The 12,982-nt window shown below is 70.9% G+C and carries 10 protein-coding genes; 4 read left to right on the top strand and 6 right to left on the bottom strand.

What is annotated here, in order from left to right:
- Positions 1–23: 23 nt before the first annotated feature.
- Together NAMU_RS23750 and NAMU_RS23745 are read right to left on the bottom strand one after the other, a co-directional pair.
- The gene (locus tag NAMU_RS23750) at positions 24–1,688 is read right to left on the bottom strand and encodes a DNA repair helicase XPB (protein ID WP_015749881.1); all 1,665 of its coding nucleotides are present in this window, start codon (positions 1,686–1,688) and stop codon (positions 24–26) included.
- Positions 1,689–1,976: 288 nt separating this feature from the next.
- Positions 1,977–2,795, bottom strand: a complete 819-nt coding sequence (locus NAMU_RS23745; RefSeq protein ID WP_015749880.1) for a hypothetical protein — start codon at positions 2,793–2,795, stop codon at positions 1,977–1,979.
- A gap of 179 nt (positions 2,796–2,974) precedes the next feature.
- On the opposite strand from NAMU_RS23745, the gene NAMU_RS23740 reads away from it, so the two are divergent.
- The 3 genes from NAMU_RS23740 (at position 2,975) to NAMU_RS23730 (ending at position 5,914) form a co-directional block, all read left to right on the top strand.
- Positions 2,975–4,663, top strand: coding sequence for an MFS transporter (locus tag NAMU_RS23740; protein WP_015749879.1), 1,689 nt, complete (start codon positions 2,975–2,977; stop codon positions 4,661–4,663).
- Positions 4,664–4,754: 91 nt separating this feature from the next.
- Positions 4,755–5,096 (top strand): PadR family transcriptional regulator, encoded by a 342-nt coding sequence (locus tag NAMU_RS23735; RefSeq protein ID WP_015749878.1) that lies wholly within the window; start codon positions 4,755–4,757, stop codon positions 5,094–5,096.
- Complete coding sequence (locus NAMU_RS23730) at positions 5,078–5,914, top strand: permease prefix domain 1-containing protein (protein ID WP_015749877.1); 837 nt, start codon at positions 5,078–5,080, stop codon at positions 5,912–5,914. Before NAMU_RS23735 ends, NAMU_RS23730 begins: the two co-directional genes overlap by 19 nt.
- A gap of 153 nt (positions 5,915–6,067) precedes the next feature.
- Here the strand turns inward: NAMU_RS23730 and gndA are convergent, their stop codons facing one another.
- From gndA to NAMU_RS23715, 3 genes are all read right to left on the bottom strand, one after another.
- Complete coding sequence (gndA, locus tag NAMU_RS23725) at positions 6,068–7,528, bottom strand: NADP-dependent phosphogluconate dehydrogenase (protein ID WP_015749876.1); 1,461 nt, start codon at positions 7,526–7,528, stop codon at positions 6,068–6,070.
- Positions 7,529–7,550: 22 nt separating this feature from the next.
- Positions 7,551–8,108 (bottom strand): gluconokinase, encoded by a 558-nt coding sequence (locus tag NAMU_RS23720; RefSeq protein WP_217181012.1) that lies wholly within the window; start codon positions 8,106–8,108, stop codon positions 7,551–7,553.
- A 98-nt stretch (positions 8,109–8,206) separates the two neighbouring features.
- Positions 8,207–9,604, bottom strand: coding sequence for a GntP family permease (locus NAMU_RS23715; RefSeq protein ID WP_015749874.1), 1,398 nt, complete (start codon positions 9,602–9,604; stop codon positions 8,207–8,209).
- Between the two features lie 194 nt (positions 9,605–9,798).
- Between NAMU_RS23715 and NAMU_RS23710 the strand changes: the two genes are divergently transcribed.
- Positions 9,799–10,569, top strand: coding sequence for a FadR/GntR family transcriptional regulator (locus NAMU_RS23710; RefSeq protein WP_052308066.1), 771 nt, complete (start codon positions 9,799–9,801; stop codon positions 10,567–10,569).
- Positions 10,570–10,632: 63 nt separating this feature from the next.
- On the opposite strand, the gene tkt is transcribed toward NAMU_RS23710, so the two are convergent.
- Positions 10,633–12,840, bottom strand: coding sequence for a transketolase (tkt, locus tag NAMU_RS23705; RefSeq protein WP_407669170.1), 2,208 nt, complete (start codon positions 12,838–12,840; stop codon positions 10,633–10,635).
- Positions 12,841–12,982 lie beyond the last annotated feature (142 nt).

Raw genomic sequence — 12,982 nt, 5'->3', positions numbered from 1 at the left:
GCGGGCCCGTGACCGGGCCCCGGCTACTCCTCGCCGCCCGGGATCGCCGGGCCGAGCAGGTCGTCGGCGTCCACGATGCGGTAGGCGTACCCCTGCTCGGCCAGGAACCGCTGCCGGTGCGCGGCGTAGTCGGTGTCCAGGGTGTCCCGGCTGACGATCGAGTAGAAGTGCGCCTGCCGCCCGTCGCCCTTGGGTCGCAGCAGCCGGCCCAACCGCTGCGCCTCCTCCTGCCGCGAGCCGAAGGTGCCGGAGACCTGGATGGCGACGGTGGCGTCCGGCAGGTCGATGGAGAAGTTGGCCACCTTGGACACGACCAGGGTCTTGATCTCGCCGGCCCGGAACGCGTCGAACAAGCGCTCACGCTCGGCGTTGCGGGTGGAGCCCTGGATGATCGGCGCCTGCAGCTCCTCGCCCAGTTCCTCCAGCTGGTCCAGGTAGGCGCCGATGACCAGGGTCGGCTCGCCGGGGTGCCGGTCCAGCACGGTGCGCACCACCGGCAGCTTGGTCCGCGCGGTGGAGGCGATCTTGTACCGCTCCTCGGGCTCGGCGGTGGCGTAGGTCAGGCGTTCGTGGTCGGTCAGGGTGACCCGGACCTCGGTGCACTCGGCCGGCGCGATCCAGCCCTGCGACTCGATGTCCTTCCACGGCGCGTCGTACCGCTTGGGTCCGATCAGCGAGAACACGTCACCCTCGCGCCCGTCCTCGCGGACCAGGGTGGCGGTCAGCCCGAGCCGCCGGCGGGACTGCAGGTCCGCGGTCATCCGGAACACCGGCGCCGGCAGCAGGTGCACCTCGTCGTAGATGACCAGCCCCCAGTCGCGGGAGTCGAACAGGTCCAGGTGCCGGTACTGGCCGCCGGACTTGCGGGTCATCACCTGATAGGTGGCGATGGTGACGGGCCGGATCTCCTTGCGCTCGCCGGAGTACTCGCCGATCTCCTCCTCGGTCAGCGAGGTGCGGGCGATCAGTTCCCGCTTCCACTGCCGGCCGGACACCGTGTTGGTGACCAGGATCAACGTGGTGGCCTGGGCCTTGGCCATCGCGGCCGCGCCGACCAGCGTCTTGCCGGCCCCACAGGGCAGCACCACCACGCCGGACCCACCGTCCCAGAACCCGTCGACCGCCTCCTGCTGGTACGAGCGCAGCGACCAGTCGGTGGTGTCCAGGGCGATCGGGTGGGCCTCACCGTCGACGTAGCCGGCCTCGTCCTCGGCCGGCCAGCCGACCTTGAGCAGTTGCTGCTTGAGATGGCCGCGCTGGGAGGGGTGGACCGCCACGGTGTCCGGGTCGATCCGCACACCCAGCATCGGGGCGATCTTCTTGTGCCGCATGATCTCTTCGAGCACGGCACGGTCCCGGGAAGCCAGGATCAGCCCGTGCGCCGGGTTGGCCTGCAGTACCAGCCGGCCGTAGCGGCTCATCGTGTCCACCACGTCGACCAGCAGGGCCTGCGGCACCGGGAACCGGGACCAGCGGACCAGCGCGTCGACCACCTGCTCGGCGTCGTGCCCGGCGGCCCGCGCGTTCCACAGCGCCAGCGGGGTGATCCGGTAGGTGTGCACGTGCTCGGGGGAGCGTTCGAGTTCGGCGAACGGGGCAATATTCGCGCGGGCGGCCGGGGCGTCCGGGTGGGACACCTCCAGCAGCAGCGTCTTGTCGGACTGGACGATCAACGGTCCGTCGGTCACGGGCGGTCCTTCACGGCTGGTGGTTCCGCCGCCCGTGGTGGGGCGGGCTGGGCACAACCCATCAAGTGTGCCCGACCCGGCCGCCGGCGCGCCCCGCGCTGCGTCCGGCCCGCCCCGGTTTCCGCGCCCCGCCCGCCCCTGCGCCCGTCCCGCCCCCTTCCCCCGCCGCGCCGCGCCCTTCCCCGCCGCGCCGCCCCTCCCCCGGCCGACTTGCCTCAGACGGACCGCTGAGCGCGGCCCAGCGGTCCGTCTGAGGCAAGTCGGCGGGCGGGGGAGGCTCGCCCGGGGTCAGCCGAGCAGGTCCAGAGCCCGGCGGCCCTTGGCGATCCGGGTCATCAGCCCACCGGCGACCGCGGAGACCCCGGCCCAGCCGGTGGTCCGCACCGAGGTGCGGGGGGTGGTGGCGGCCAGGGTGGACAGCCCCCAGCTGGTGGTGGCCGCGACGGCGGCGGCGCCCCGCCGGCTGGCCCCGACCACGGCGGTCACGCCGGCCGCGGCCCCACCGATCAGCCCCAGGGAGATCGCCTGGCCCCGGCGGCTGTTCGGGTCGACCTTGATGACGTCCAGCAGCACGTCCGCGGTGTTGATCGCGGCGGCCAGCCCGGTCCAGCCGAGCAGCATCCCGTTGCTGCCGGTCGACAGCCGCCCGGCCGCAGTCGGCTCGCTGCGTTGCCCGGCCACGTGCGCGGCGCCGGCCGCGGCGACGATGCCCCACAGGATCGGCGGGGTGGCCCGGTACCGGCCGGACTGCGCGACGAACTCCCACAGCGCGTTCCCGGCGGCCGCCGCGGCCAGCCACCAGCCGGCCTCGCGGGCCGTGCGGCTGGTCTGCTGGCCGGGCAGGGCCTGCACGACGGCGGCGCCGGCCGACGCCGCGAAGATCGGCCCCCACACCCCGAACGCCCAGTCCGGCGGCGTCACGATGCTCGGGGTGTCCTTGGAGACCTCGCCGACCGGCCGCTGACCTAGGAGGGGGCCGATCACCGGGACCAGCACCTGGGCGGCGGTGGCCGCGAGCAGGGCGCCCGTGCGCAGGCGGTCGGTGGTGGTCGCGGGGACGGGTAGCCGGACAACGGTGCCGCGGTCGGAACCGGACGGACGGGTCATGGGTGGTCCTTCAGGTTGTCGGTCGGGACGGGTCGGGAGCTGGATCGGACGGTAGCGGCACTGTCGCAGGTCCGTGATTGGGTTCCCGGACAGGACTACCGCGATGCATCGGCGAACCGATGAGTTCAGCGGGCTTGATCCGTCAACACCTGCGACAACCAGGCCGAAGGGACGCTGTGATGACGAGCGCCGACATGACGACACCGGGGACGCCCCCCCGCCGCGCCACCACCGCGGACTGGGTCGGCCTGTCGGTGCTGGCCCTGGCCTGCCTGATGTACGTGATGGACCTGACCGTGCTGCACCTGGCGATCCCGCAGATCAGCGAGCAGCTGGCGCCGTCCAGCGCGCAGCTGCTGTGGATCATCGACGTGTACGGGTTCCTGGTGGCCGGGGCGCTGGTCACGATGGGCACCCTGGGTGACCGGATCGGCCGGCGCAAGCTCCTGCTGATCGGCGCCGCCGCCTTCGGCCTGACCTCGATCCTGGCCGCGTTCTCCACCACTCCGGAGATGCTGATCGTCTCCCGCGCCCTGCTCGGCCTGGCCGGGGCGACCCTGGCCCCGTCGACGCTGTCGCTGATCTTCCACATGTTCGCCGACCCGCGGCAGCGGTCGGTCGCGATCGGCATCTGGATCGGTGCGTTCTCGGCCGGCAGCGCGGTCGGCCCGGTGCTCGGTGGTCTGGTCCTGGAGCACTTCTGGTGGGGCGCGGTGTTCCTGCTGGCCTTGCCGGTGATGGTGGCGCTGTTGATTCTGGGGCCCATCGTGCTGCCGGAATACAAGGATCCGGGGGCCGGCCGGCTCGACCTGCTCAGCGTCCTCATGTCGGTGGCGGCCGTCCTGGCGATGATCTTCGGGCTCAAGGAGATCGCCCAGGACGGCGTGACCCCGCTGCCGGTCGGGCTGATCGTCGGCGGGCTGGTGATCGGCCTGATCTGGATCCGCCGGCAGCGGCGGCTGACCGACCCGATGATCGACGTCAGCCTGTTCCGCATCGGCTCGTTCCGCACGGCGCTGAGCGTGAACTTCCTGGCCGTGTTCATCTCGGTGGGCTACTTCCTGTTCCTGGCCCAGTATCTGCAGCTGATCGTCGGCCTGTCCCCGTTGCAGTCCGGCCTGTGGTCGCTGCCCTCGGCGGCCGGGTTCATCGTCGGCTCCCAGCTGGGCCCGCGCATCGTTCGCCGGGTGCAGCCCGCGACGATCATCGCGACCGGGCTGGGGCTGTCCGCGGTCGGTCTGGGCCTGCTGACCCAGGTCGGGGTCACCGACGGGCTGTGGATCATCGTGACCTCCTCGGTGATCATCTCGGTCGGCCTGGGCCCGGTGTTCGGGCTGACCACCGAGCTCATCGTGGGCACCGCCCCGCCGGAGAAGGCCGGGGCGGCCTCCGGCATCTCGGAGACCGCGGCCGAGTTGGGCGGGGCCCTGGGCATCGCGATCCTGGGCAGCGTCGGCGTCGCGATCTACCGCGGGCAGCTGGCCACGACGCTGCCGGCCGGACTGCCGTCCGCCGCGGCGGACGCGGCCAGCGACACCCTGGGTGGCGCCGTGGTCGCGGCCGCATCCCTGCCGCCGGCGCAGGGTGTCGCGGTGGTCGACGCGGCGGCCACCGCGTTCGTCACCGGCCTGCAGGTGGTCAGCGCGGTGGCCACGGTGATCGCGGTGATCATCGCGGTGGTGTCCTGGTTCGCGCTGCGGCAGCCCCGGCCGGCGGCCGGCGGCGACCCGGCCGCCGATGGCGGTGCGAGTTCCGGCGACGCGGCGGCCGCGGATGCGGTCGGTCGCGAGGCGGAGCGGCCGCCCGCGCCGGCCCACCCGTCGCCGCGCAGCGGGCCGGACGATCGGCTCTGTTGCGCCGACTGCTGAGCAGGCGGGCGCGACCACTCCGGCCGGCGAGGCCATCCACAACGGACAATTCGCTTGACGCCCAGTAAGACTAGGCCTAGGGTTGCTAGGTATGAAAGGGCAGGCACTCAAGGGCCACCTCGATCTGCTCGTCCTGGCCGTTCTCGCGCCCGGCCCGCTGCACGGTTATGCCGTCATCGAGGCCCTGCGCGAGCGCAGCGGTGAGGCGTTCGATCTGCCCGAGGGCACCGTCTACCCGGTCCTGCACCGGCTGGCGAAGGCCGGACTGACGCAGAGCGAATGGACCGAACTGTCGGGTCGGCGTCGACGCACCTACCGCCTCACCGACGCCGGGCGCGCGGCCCTGGTGCACGAGCGCAGCCAGTGGCAGGAGTTTTCCGACGCGATCGCCGCCGTGCTGAAGGGGGTCCAGCCATGGCCGAATCCGACCTGATCGACGGGTATCTCGCCGATCTCCGGCGGCAGATCCGGTGGCGCGGCGACGTCGACGACGTCATCGACGAGGTCGAAGACCATCTGCGCGAGACCGCCGCAAACCTGACCGCCGCCGGGGTCGACGAGCGAGAGGCCCAGCGCCGCACGCTGGTTCGCTTCGGTGATCCGGCCATCATTCATCGGGTCTTCTCGACATCACCATCCGGAGGGGTTGTCATGCCCACGGCCTTCACGCGTACCGCCGGTGCCGTCGCCTTCCTCGCCGCGCCGCTCTGGATCGCCGCCGCGGTCCTGAAGTGGTGGGAGAGCGGCCTGTTCGCGCCCTGGTCCCAGGACCGATTCGTGGCTTACTCGGTGGTCGCCGCGAGCGCGACACTGCTGGCCCTGATCGTGATGCTCGGCATGCTCGCGCGCGTCGGATGGCCCCGACCGACTTCCGGTGTCGCCATCGGGCTCGCCCTCCTTGGCCTGATCGGAATGGCCGGCGTGACCTGGATGTGGCCGGTGCTGGGCCTGTTCCTCGGCCCGGCATTCCTGCTGACGACCCTGGCGGTCACCCGGGCCGTGGAGCGGTTCGGCCGCTTGACGTGGGCGGCGCCCATCGGATGGTTCGCCGGGTTCATGGTTTTCGTGCTGCTCAGCGGCGTCGGCCTGGGGCCGGTCGACGAGTACGGCGGTTTCCCCATGGCCGAGGCCGTCGGGTTCTCGGTCGTGGCCGCCGGCATGGTGATCGGACTGCTCGACGTCGGGCGTTGGCTCGTCACCGACCACGGCACCGAACCCGTCACCGACCCGTCCAGGGTGGCGGTGGCCTGATCGCCCCGTCGGGCGGCCCCGGGCTGAGCCTGGCCCGGGCCCACCCGATCCGGCGGCCCCCGCCGGCGGGCTGATCATCTCGGCGATTCGGGGGGTGCTTTGTCCGTTTCTGCGCCGCGTTGATCAGCCCGCCAGGGGCCGGGGGCTGGGGGTTCAGGCGGTCTGGGTTTCGGTGCGGTCGCCGGACCACAAGGTGTGGAAGGTGCCGGGCTTGTCCACCCGGTGGTAGGTGTGGGCGCCGAAGAAGTCGCGTTGGCCCTGGATCAACGCGGCCGGCAGCCGCTGGGAGCGCAGGCCGTCGTAGTAGGACAGGGCGGCGGCGAACCCGGGGGTGGGCAAACCCGCGGTGGCCGCGCCGGCCACGACCCGCCGCCAGGAGTCCTGGGCGTGCGCGATCGCGTCGGTGAAATACGGGGCCAGCAGCAGCGACGCCGGAGTGGCGTCCACGGCCGTGTTGTCGTAGGCCTCGGTGATCCGGTTGAGGAACTTGGCCCGGATGATGCAGCCGCCCCGCCAGATCCGGGCCACCGCCCCGACGTTGATGTCCCAGTCGTACTCCGCCGCGCCGGCGAAGATCTCGTCCAACCCCTGCGCGTAGGCCACGATCTTCGAGGCGTACAGGGCGATCCGCACGTCCTCCACGAACGCGTCCACATCCGCGATCGGCCAGGTGCCGTCCGGGCCGGGCAGCACCCCGGCCGCGGCCGCCCGCTGCGCCGCCGCCGAGGATAGGCCGCGGGCGAAGACCGCCTCGGCGATCCCGCTGACGGGGATGCCCAGGTCCAGCGCGGTCTGCACGGTCCAGGTGCCGGTGCCCTTCATCCCGGCCGCGTCCACCACCACGTCCACGAACGGCTTGCCCGTGTCGGCGTCGACCTGGGCCAGGACCTGCGCGGTGATCTCGATCAGGAACGAATCCAGATCACCTTTGTTCCACTCGCCGAAGATCTGCCCGATCTCGGCCGGGGACAGCCCCGCGCCCCGCCGCAGCAGGTCGTAGGCCTCGGCGATCAACTGCATGTCGGCGTACTCGATACCGTTGTGCACCATCTTCACGAAATGCCCGGCGCCGTCGGTGCCGATATGCGTGCAACACGGCGCCCCGTCGACCTGAGCCGAGATCTTCTCCAGGATCGGACCCAACGACTCGTACGACTTCGCCGACCCGCCCGGCATGATCGAGGGCCCGTTCAGGGCGCCCTCCTCCCCACCGGAGACCCCGCAGCCCACGAAATGGATGCCGCGTTCGGCCAGCGCGGCCTGCCGGCGGCGGGTATCGGCGAACTTGGCGTTACCACCGTCGATGATGATGTCGTCCGGCTCGACCAGAGCGGCCAGCTCCTCGATGACCGCGTCGGTCGGCTCACCGGCCTTGACCATGATCAAGATCTTGCGGGGCTTGGCCAACGACGCCACGAAATCGGCGGCCGACTCCGACGGCACGAACACCCCGTCCCCGCCGTGCTCCTCGATCAACGCCGCCGTCTTGGCATACGACCGGTTGTGCACCGCCGTCACGAACCCGTTCCGGGCGAAGTTCCGGGCCAGGTTCGACCCCATCACCGCCAACCCCGTCACACCGATATCGGCCTTCGCGGGGGCAGTCTGTCTCATCGAGTCTCCAGTCTTGGTGGGGTCAGGGCTTGAACAGATCGCCCAGCGGCGCGGCCGACGAGGTGCCGGGGTGAGCGGAACCGAGGGCGCTGGAACCGGACTCGGGCGTCAGGCCGAGCCGCGCGATGATCTCGGCGGCCTCCTCGGCCGGCTTGCGGCCCAGGTCGACCTCGAGCACGTTCTCGTCGGGGCCGGGCGGTTCCAGGGTGGCGATCTGGGTGTCGAGCAGGGCCGGGGGCATGAAATGGTCCTGCCGGGCCGAGATCCGGCGGCCGATGGTGTCCTTGTCCCCGGTCAGGTGCACGAAAACCACGTTCTCGCCGCGCATCCGGTCCCGATAGATCCGCTTGAGCGCGGAACAGGTGATGATGCCGGGGATCCCGGCCGTGGTGTGCTCGGTGATCCACGAGGACACCCGGTCCAACCAGGGCCAGCGATCGTCGTCGGTGAGCGGGATGCCCTGGCTCATCTTGGCCACGTTGGCCGCCGGGTGCAGGTCGTCGCCCTCCTCCAGATCCCAGCCGAGCTGGCCGGCCAGGATGCCGGCCACGGTGGACTTTCCGGAACCGGACACGCCCATGATCACCAGGACGGGTTGCTGCGTCTGCTCTTTCTCGACCACCACCGGGCCACCCTGCTTTCCAATCGTGGGGGACGCTGCTTGTACGGACATGGCGCCTACACCACCAGCGACAGCAGCAGGACGCCGATCAGGCCGCAGACCGAGATCAAGCATTCCATTACCGTCCACGTCTTGAGCGTCTGCCCGATGCTGGTGCCCAGGTAGCCCTTGACCAGCCAGAAGCCGGCGTCGTTGACGTGCGAGAGGAACAGCGAGCCGGCACCGATGGCCAGGACCATCAGGGCCACGTGCGGGCTGGTCAGGTCGGCGGCGACCGGGGCCAGGATGCCGGCCGCGGTGACGGTGGCGACGGTGGCCGAGCCGGTGGCCACCCGGATCAGCACGGCCACAACCCAGGCCAGGAAGAGCACGGACAGGCCCGACCCCTGCACCGCGTCGGCGATGACCTGGCCGATGCCGGTGCTGATCAGCACCTGCTTGAAACCGCCGCCCGCGCCGACGATGAAGATGATGCCGGCGATCGGGGGCAGTGAGGTCTCCAAAGTGCTGGCGATGGCCTCACGGTTCATCTGTCCGCCGCGACCCAGGATGAAGATGCCGGCAATGACGGCGATCAGCAGGGCCATGGCCGGCAGACCCAGGAAGTGCACGACGGATCGGGCGACGGAGTCCGAACCGGGGGCGACGACGTCCCACAGCGCGCTGGCCAGCATCAGGGCGACCGGGATCAGGATGCTGATCAGGGCGGCGACGAAGCTGGGCCGGGGCCGCCTGGTCACGTCCTGGCCCTCGTCCTCGGCGGTGACGAACAGGTCGGGGACGGGGACCGGCGCCCACTTGGCGGCGAAGGTGCTGAAGACCGGGCCGGCGATGATGACCGTCGGGATGGCGACCAGGACGCCCAAGGCCAGCGTCAGGCCCAGGTTGGCGCCCAGCGCGCTGATGGCGACCAGGGGACCGGGGTGCGGCGGCACCAGGCCGTGCATCGCCGACAGGCCGGCCAGGGTGGGGATGGCGATCCGCATCAGGGACTGTCCGGAGCGGCGGGCGACCAGGATGATCACCGGCATCAGCAGGACCAGGCCGACCTCGAAGAACATGGGCAGCCCGATCAGCGCACCGACCAGGGCCATCATCCACGGCAGGGAGCGGGGGCTGGCCCGGTTGACCAGGGTGTCGACGATGCGATCGGCGCCGCCGGAGTCGGCCAGCAGCTTGCCGTACATCGCCCCCAGACCGATGAGAATGCCGACTCCGCCCATGGTGTCGCCGAAGCCCTTGGCGAACGCGGTGACCGCCTCGGTGGTACCCATGCCCGCGGCGATGCCCACCGCGATCGCACCGATCATCAGCGAGAGGAACGCGTGCAGCTTGAAGTAGGTGATCAGCAGCACGATCAGGGCGATGCCGCCGAGCGCGGCCAGGATCAGCTGAGCATCCGATCCGGTGGGGACCACCGGGTCGGGGGCAGCCATGAGCAGTGGCGCGATCATCGAGCCTCCAGGGTCGGGACGGGCAGAGAGGTCATGTCCGGGTGGTGCGGAGGCCGCAGGGCGTCCTCATCTCAATGCAGCAATCCTGACAGACAACGCACATGTTTACAAGAGATCGAGCCTATAAAACATACGAATAACCGTCCGGAGGGGTAGTGATGCTCCGGATGAACGCCTCCGGGCATACTGATCACATGCTGGATGGGAACGCCGAACCGAGGCAGTTGCATGACTCCGTCGTCCAGCGTTGGGGCTGGGACATCGTGTCCGGGGCGTTGCCGCCGGGCAGCCGGATCGTCGCCGAGGACGCGGCCGAGCAGTTGGGGGTGTCCCGGACCGTGGTCCGCGAGGCCGTGCGGGTGCTCGAATCGATGGGCCTGATCACCGTGCGCCGCCGGGTCGGCATCACCGTGCTCCCGCCCGATCAGTGGAATCCGTTCGATCCCAACATCATTCGCTGGCGATTGGCCAGCCGGGACCGGCTCGACCACCTGCAGTACCTGTCCGAGTTGCGGTCGGCGATCGAGCCGCTGGCGGCCCGGCTGGCCGCCTCCCGGGCCACCCCGGCCCAGTGCGGGGCGCTCACCGCCGCGGTGATCGGCATGTCGGCGACGGCCAAGGCGGCCGACCACGCCGAATACCTGGGCCACGACATCGATTTCCACCGGACCCTGCTGCTGGCCGCGGGCAATCCGATGCTGGCCGGCCTGGCCGACGTGGTCGCCGAGGTGCTGGCCGGGCGGACCCGGCACGCGTTGATGCCGCATGTCGCCGAGCCCGAGGCGGTGCGCCTGCACGGCGTGGTCGCTTCGTGCATCCAGGGCGGCGACCCGGCGGGAGCGGAGGCGGCCATGCTGGCCATCGTCGCCGAAACCGCCACGGCGATCAGGGAAATTCACGACGACGGGGACGCCGACCCCACCCCGCGTCCGCAGCCGCTGCCGTCGGTGCTGGCCCGCGGCTGACCGGGAGCCGGCCAGTGAAGGATCGCCGCCGCGTCGCGACGCCGATCCTTCACTCGGCCCGGGCTACTTGCTGGTGGGAGCCGGGTCGTCCGCCCCGGCATGATCCAGCGCCGCGGAGTTCGGGGTGCTGCTGGGTCCCTGATTGGTCCGGGCCGCCTCCAGGCTGGCGCGGGCGGCGTCGGCGACGGCTTGGCTGGTGATGCCGAATTTGGTGAACAGGGTGGTGGCGTCGGCGGAGGCGCCGTAGTGCTCGAGGGAGACGGGTGTGCCGTGGGCGCCGAGCCAGCGCCACCAGGGTTGGGCGATGGCGGCTTCCACGCTGACCCGGGCGGTGACCGCGGTGGGCAGCACGGACTCGATGTAGGCGGCGTCTTGTTGTTCGAACCAGTCCAGGCAGGGCACGGACACCACGCGGGCGCTGATGCCGTCGGCGGCCAGGGCGTCGCGGGCGGCGACGGCGAGTTGGACCTCGCTGCCCGAGCCCATCAGGATGACCTTGCGTTCGGCGGTGGGGTCCCAGTCGGCCAGGATGTAGGCGCCCTTGGCGACGCCGTCGGCGGTGGTCCCGGCCAGGACGGGCACGGCCTGGCGGGTCAGGCACAGCCCGACCGGGCCGGTGAACCAGTCGTGTTGGCGGTCCAGCACGGCCTGCCAGGCGTAGGCGGTTTCGTTGGCGTCGGCCGGGCGGACCACGCTCAGGCCGGGGATCGCGCGCAGCGCGGCCAGGTGTTCCACCGGCTGGTGGGTGGGGCCGTCCTCGCCCAGGCCGATCGAGTCGTGGGTCCAGACGTAGATCGCGGGGGCGCCCATGAGCGCGGCCAGGCGGACCGCGCCGCGCATGTAATCACTGAATTGCAGGAAGGTGCCGCCGTAGGGGCGGGTCGGGCCGTGCATCACGATCCCGGACAGGATCGCGCCCATGGCGTGTTCCCGGATCCCGAAGTGCAGGGTCCGCCCGTAGGGCTGGGCGTTCCAGTGTTTGGTCGCGGCATCGACCGGGCCGAAGCTGTCGGCGCCCTCGATGGTGGTGTTGTTGGATTCGGCCAGGTCGGCCGAGCCGCCCCACAGTTCGGGTAGCACCGGGCCCAACGCGCTCAGGACCTTGCCGGACGCGGCGCGGGTCGCGATGCCCTTGGGGTCGACGTCCCACGACGGCAGCACCTTGGTCCATCCGTCGGGCAGGTCGCGGGCGGTCAACCGGTCGAACAACGCCTTGCGCTGCGGGTTGGCGGCCGTCCAGGCGTCGAACCCGGTCTGCCAGTCCGCTCGGGCGGCGGCGCCCCGATCGAGCAGCCCCCGGGTGTGCGCGATCACCTCGGGTTCGACCTGGAAGCTGCGGTCGGGGTCGAACCCGAGGATCTTTTTGACCGCGGCGACCTCGGGTGCGCCCAGCGCGGAGCCGTGGGCCTTGCCGGTGTTCATCAGGGTCGGCGCCGGGTAGGCGATGATCGTGCGCAGCTCGATGAACGAGGGCCGGTCGGTCACCGCCTTGGCGTTCTCGATCGCCTCGAGGATGCCGGTGACGTTCTCCCCGCCCTGGACCTGCTGCACATGCCAGCCGTACGCCTCGTAGCGGGCGGCGACGTCCTCGCTCAGCGCGATGTTGACGTCGTCCTCGATGCTGATGTCGTTGTGGTCGTAGATCACGACCAGGTTGCCCAGCTGCTGCCGGCCGGCGATCGAGGACGCCTCGGACGTGACGCCCTCCTCGATGTCACCGTCGGAGGCCAGCACGTAGATGAAATGGTCGAACGGGGACTGCCCGGCCGGGGCGTCCGGATCGAACAGGCCCCGTTCCCGGCGGGCCGCCATGGCCATCCCGACCGCGGACGCCAGGCCCTGGCCCAGCGGGCCGGTGGTGATCTCCACGCCCTTGGTGTGGTGGTACTCCGGGTGCCCCGGGGTCAGCGATCCCCAGGTCCGCAACGCTTCCAGGTCGGCCAGTTCCAGGCCGAACCCGCCCAGGTACAGCTGCACGTACAGGGTCAACGAGGAATGACCGCAGGACAGCACGAACCGGTCCCGGCCCACCCAGTGCGGGTCCGCGGGATCGTGCCGCATGACCCGCTGGAACAACGAATACGCGGTCGGCGCCAACGACATCGCCGTGCCGGGATGCCCGTTGCCGACCTTCTGCACCGCGTCCGCGGCCAACACCCGCGCGGTGTCCACCGCCCGCCGGTCCAACTCCGACCAGTCATCGGGCACATGCGCCGTCGTCAACGCAGGGATATCAGCAGCAGCAGCGGAATCGAGTTCGGTGGTGGGCACAGTTGAAGACACCTCGGGATCGATGGTGGGTGCAATGGGCGGAACTGCTATACAAGTGGAGACAACTCTATACAAGCTCGTACAAGAAAGGAATGGAGATCTCGGTCGGCCAGGCACGACGGCTGATGGGACAGCTCAGTAT

Source organism: Nakamurella multipartita DSM 44233 (assembly GCF_000024365.1).
GTDB classification, from domain to species: domain Bacteria; phylum Actinomycetota; class Actinomycetes; order Mycobacteriales; family Nakamurellaceae; genus Nakamurella; species Nakamurella multipartita.
The sequence above is the reverse complement of the archived record's forward strand: the minus strand, read 5'-3'. Positions and strand labels throughout refer to the sequence as shown.

Excerpts from the sequence above, each read along its gene's own strand:
- gndA (WP_015749876.1), bottom strand. The coding sequence starts at position 7,528 with ATGAGACAGACTGCCCCCGCGAAGGCCGATATCGGTGTGACGGGGTTG.
- NAMU_RS23740 (WP_015749879.1), top strand. The coding sequence starts at position 2,975 with ATGACGAGCGCCGACATGACGACACCGGGGACGCCCCCCCGCCGCGCC.
- NAMU_RS23715 (WP_015749874.1), bottom strand. The coding sequence starts at position 9,604 with ATGATCGCGCCACTGCTCATGGCTGCCCCCGACCCGGTGGTCCCCACC.
- NAMU_RS23720 (WP_217181012.1), bottom strand. The coding sequence starts at position 8,108 with ATGGGCGTGTCCGGTTCCGGAAAGTCCACCGTGGCCGGCATCCTGGCC.
- NAMU_RS23710 (WP_052308066.1), top strand. The coding sequence starts at position 9,799 with ATGCTGGATGGGAACGCCGAACCGAGGCAGTTGCATGACTCCGTCGTC.
- NAMU_RS23735 (WP_015749878.1), top strand. The coding sequence starts at position 4,755 with ATGAAAGGGCAGGCACTCAAGGGCCACCTCGATCTGCTCGTCCTGGCC.
- NAMU_RS23730 (WP_015749877.1), top strand. The coding sequence starts at position 5,078 with ATGGCCGAATCCGACCTGATCGACGGGTATCTCGCCGATCTCCGGCGG.
- NAMU_RS23745 (WP_015749880.1), bottom strand. The coding sequence starts at position 2,795 with ATGACCCGTCCGTCCGGTTCCGACCGCGGCACCGTTGTCCGGCTACCC.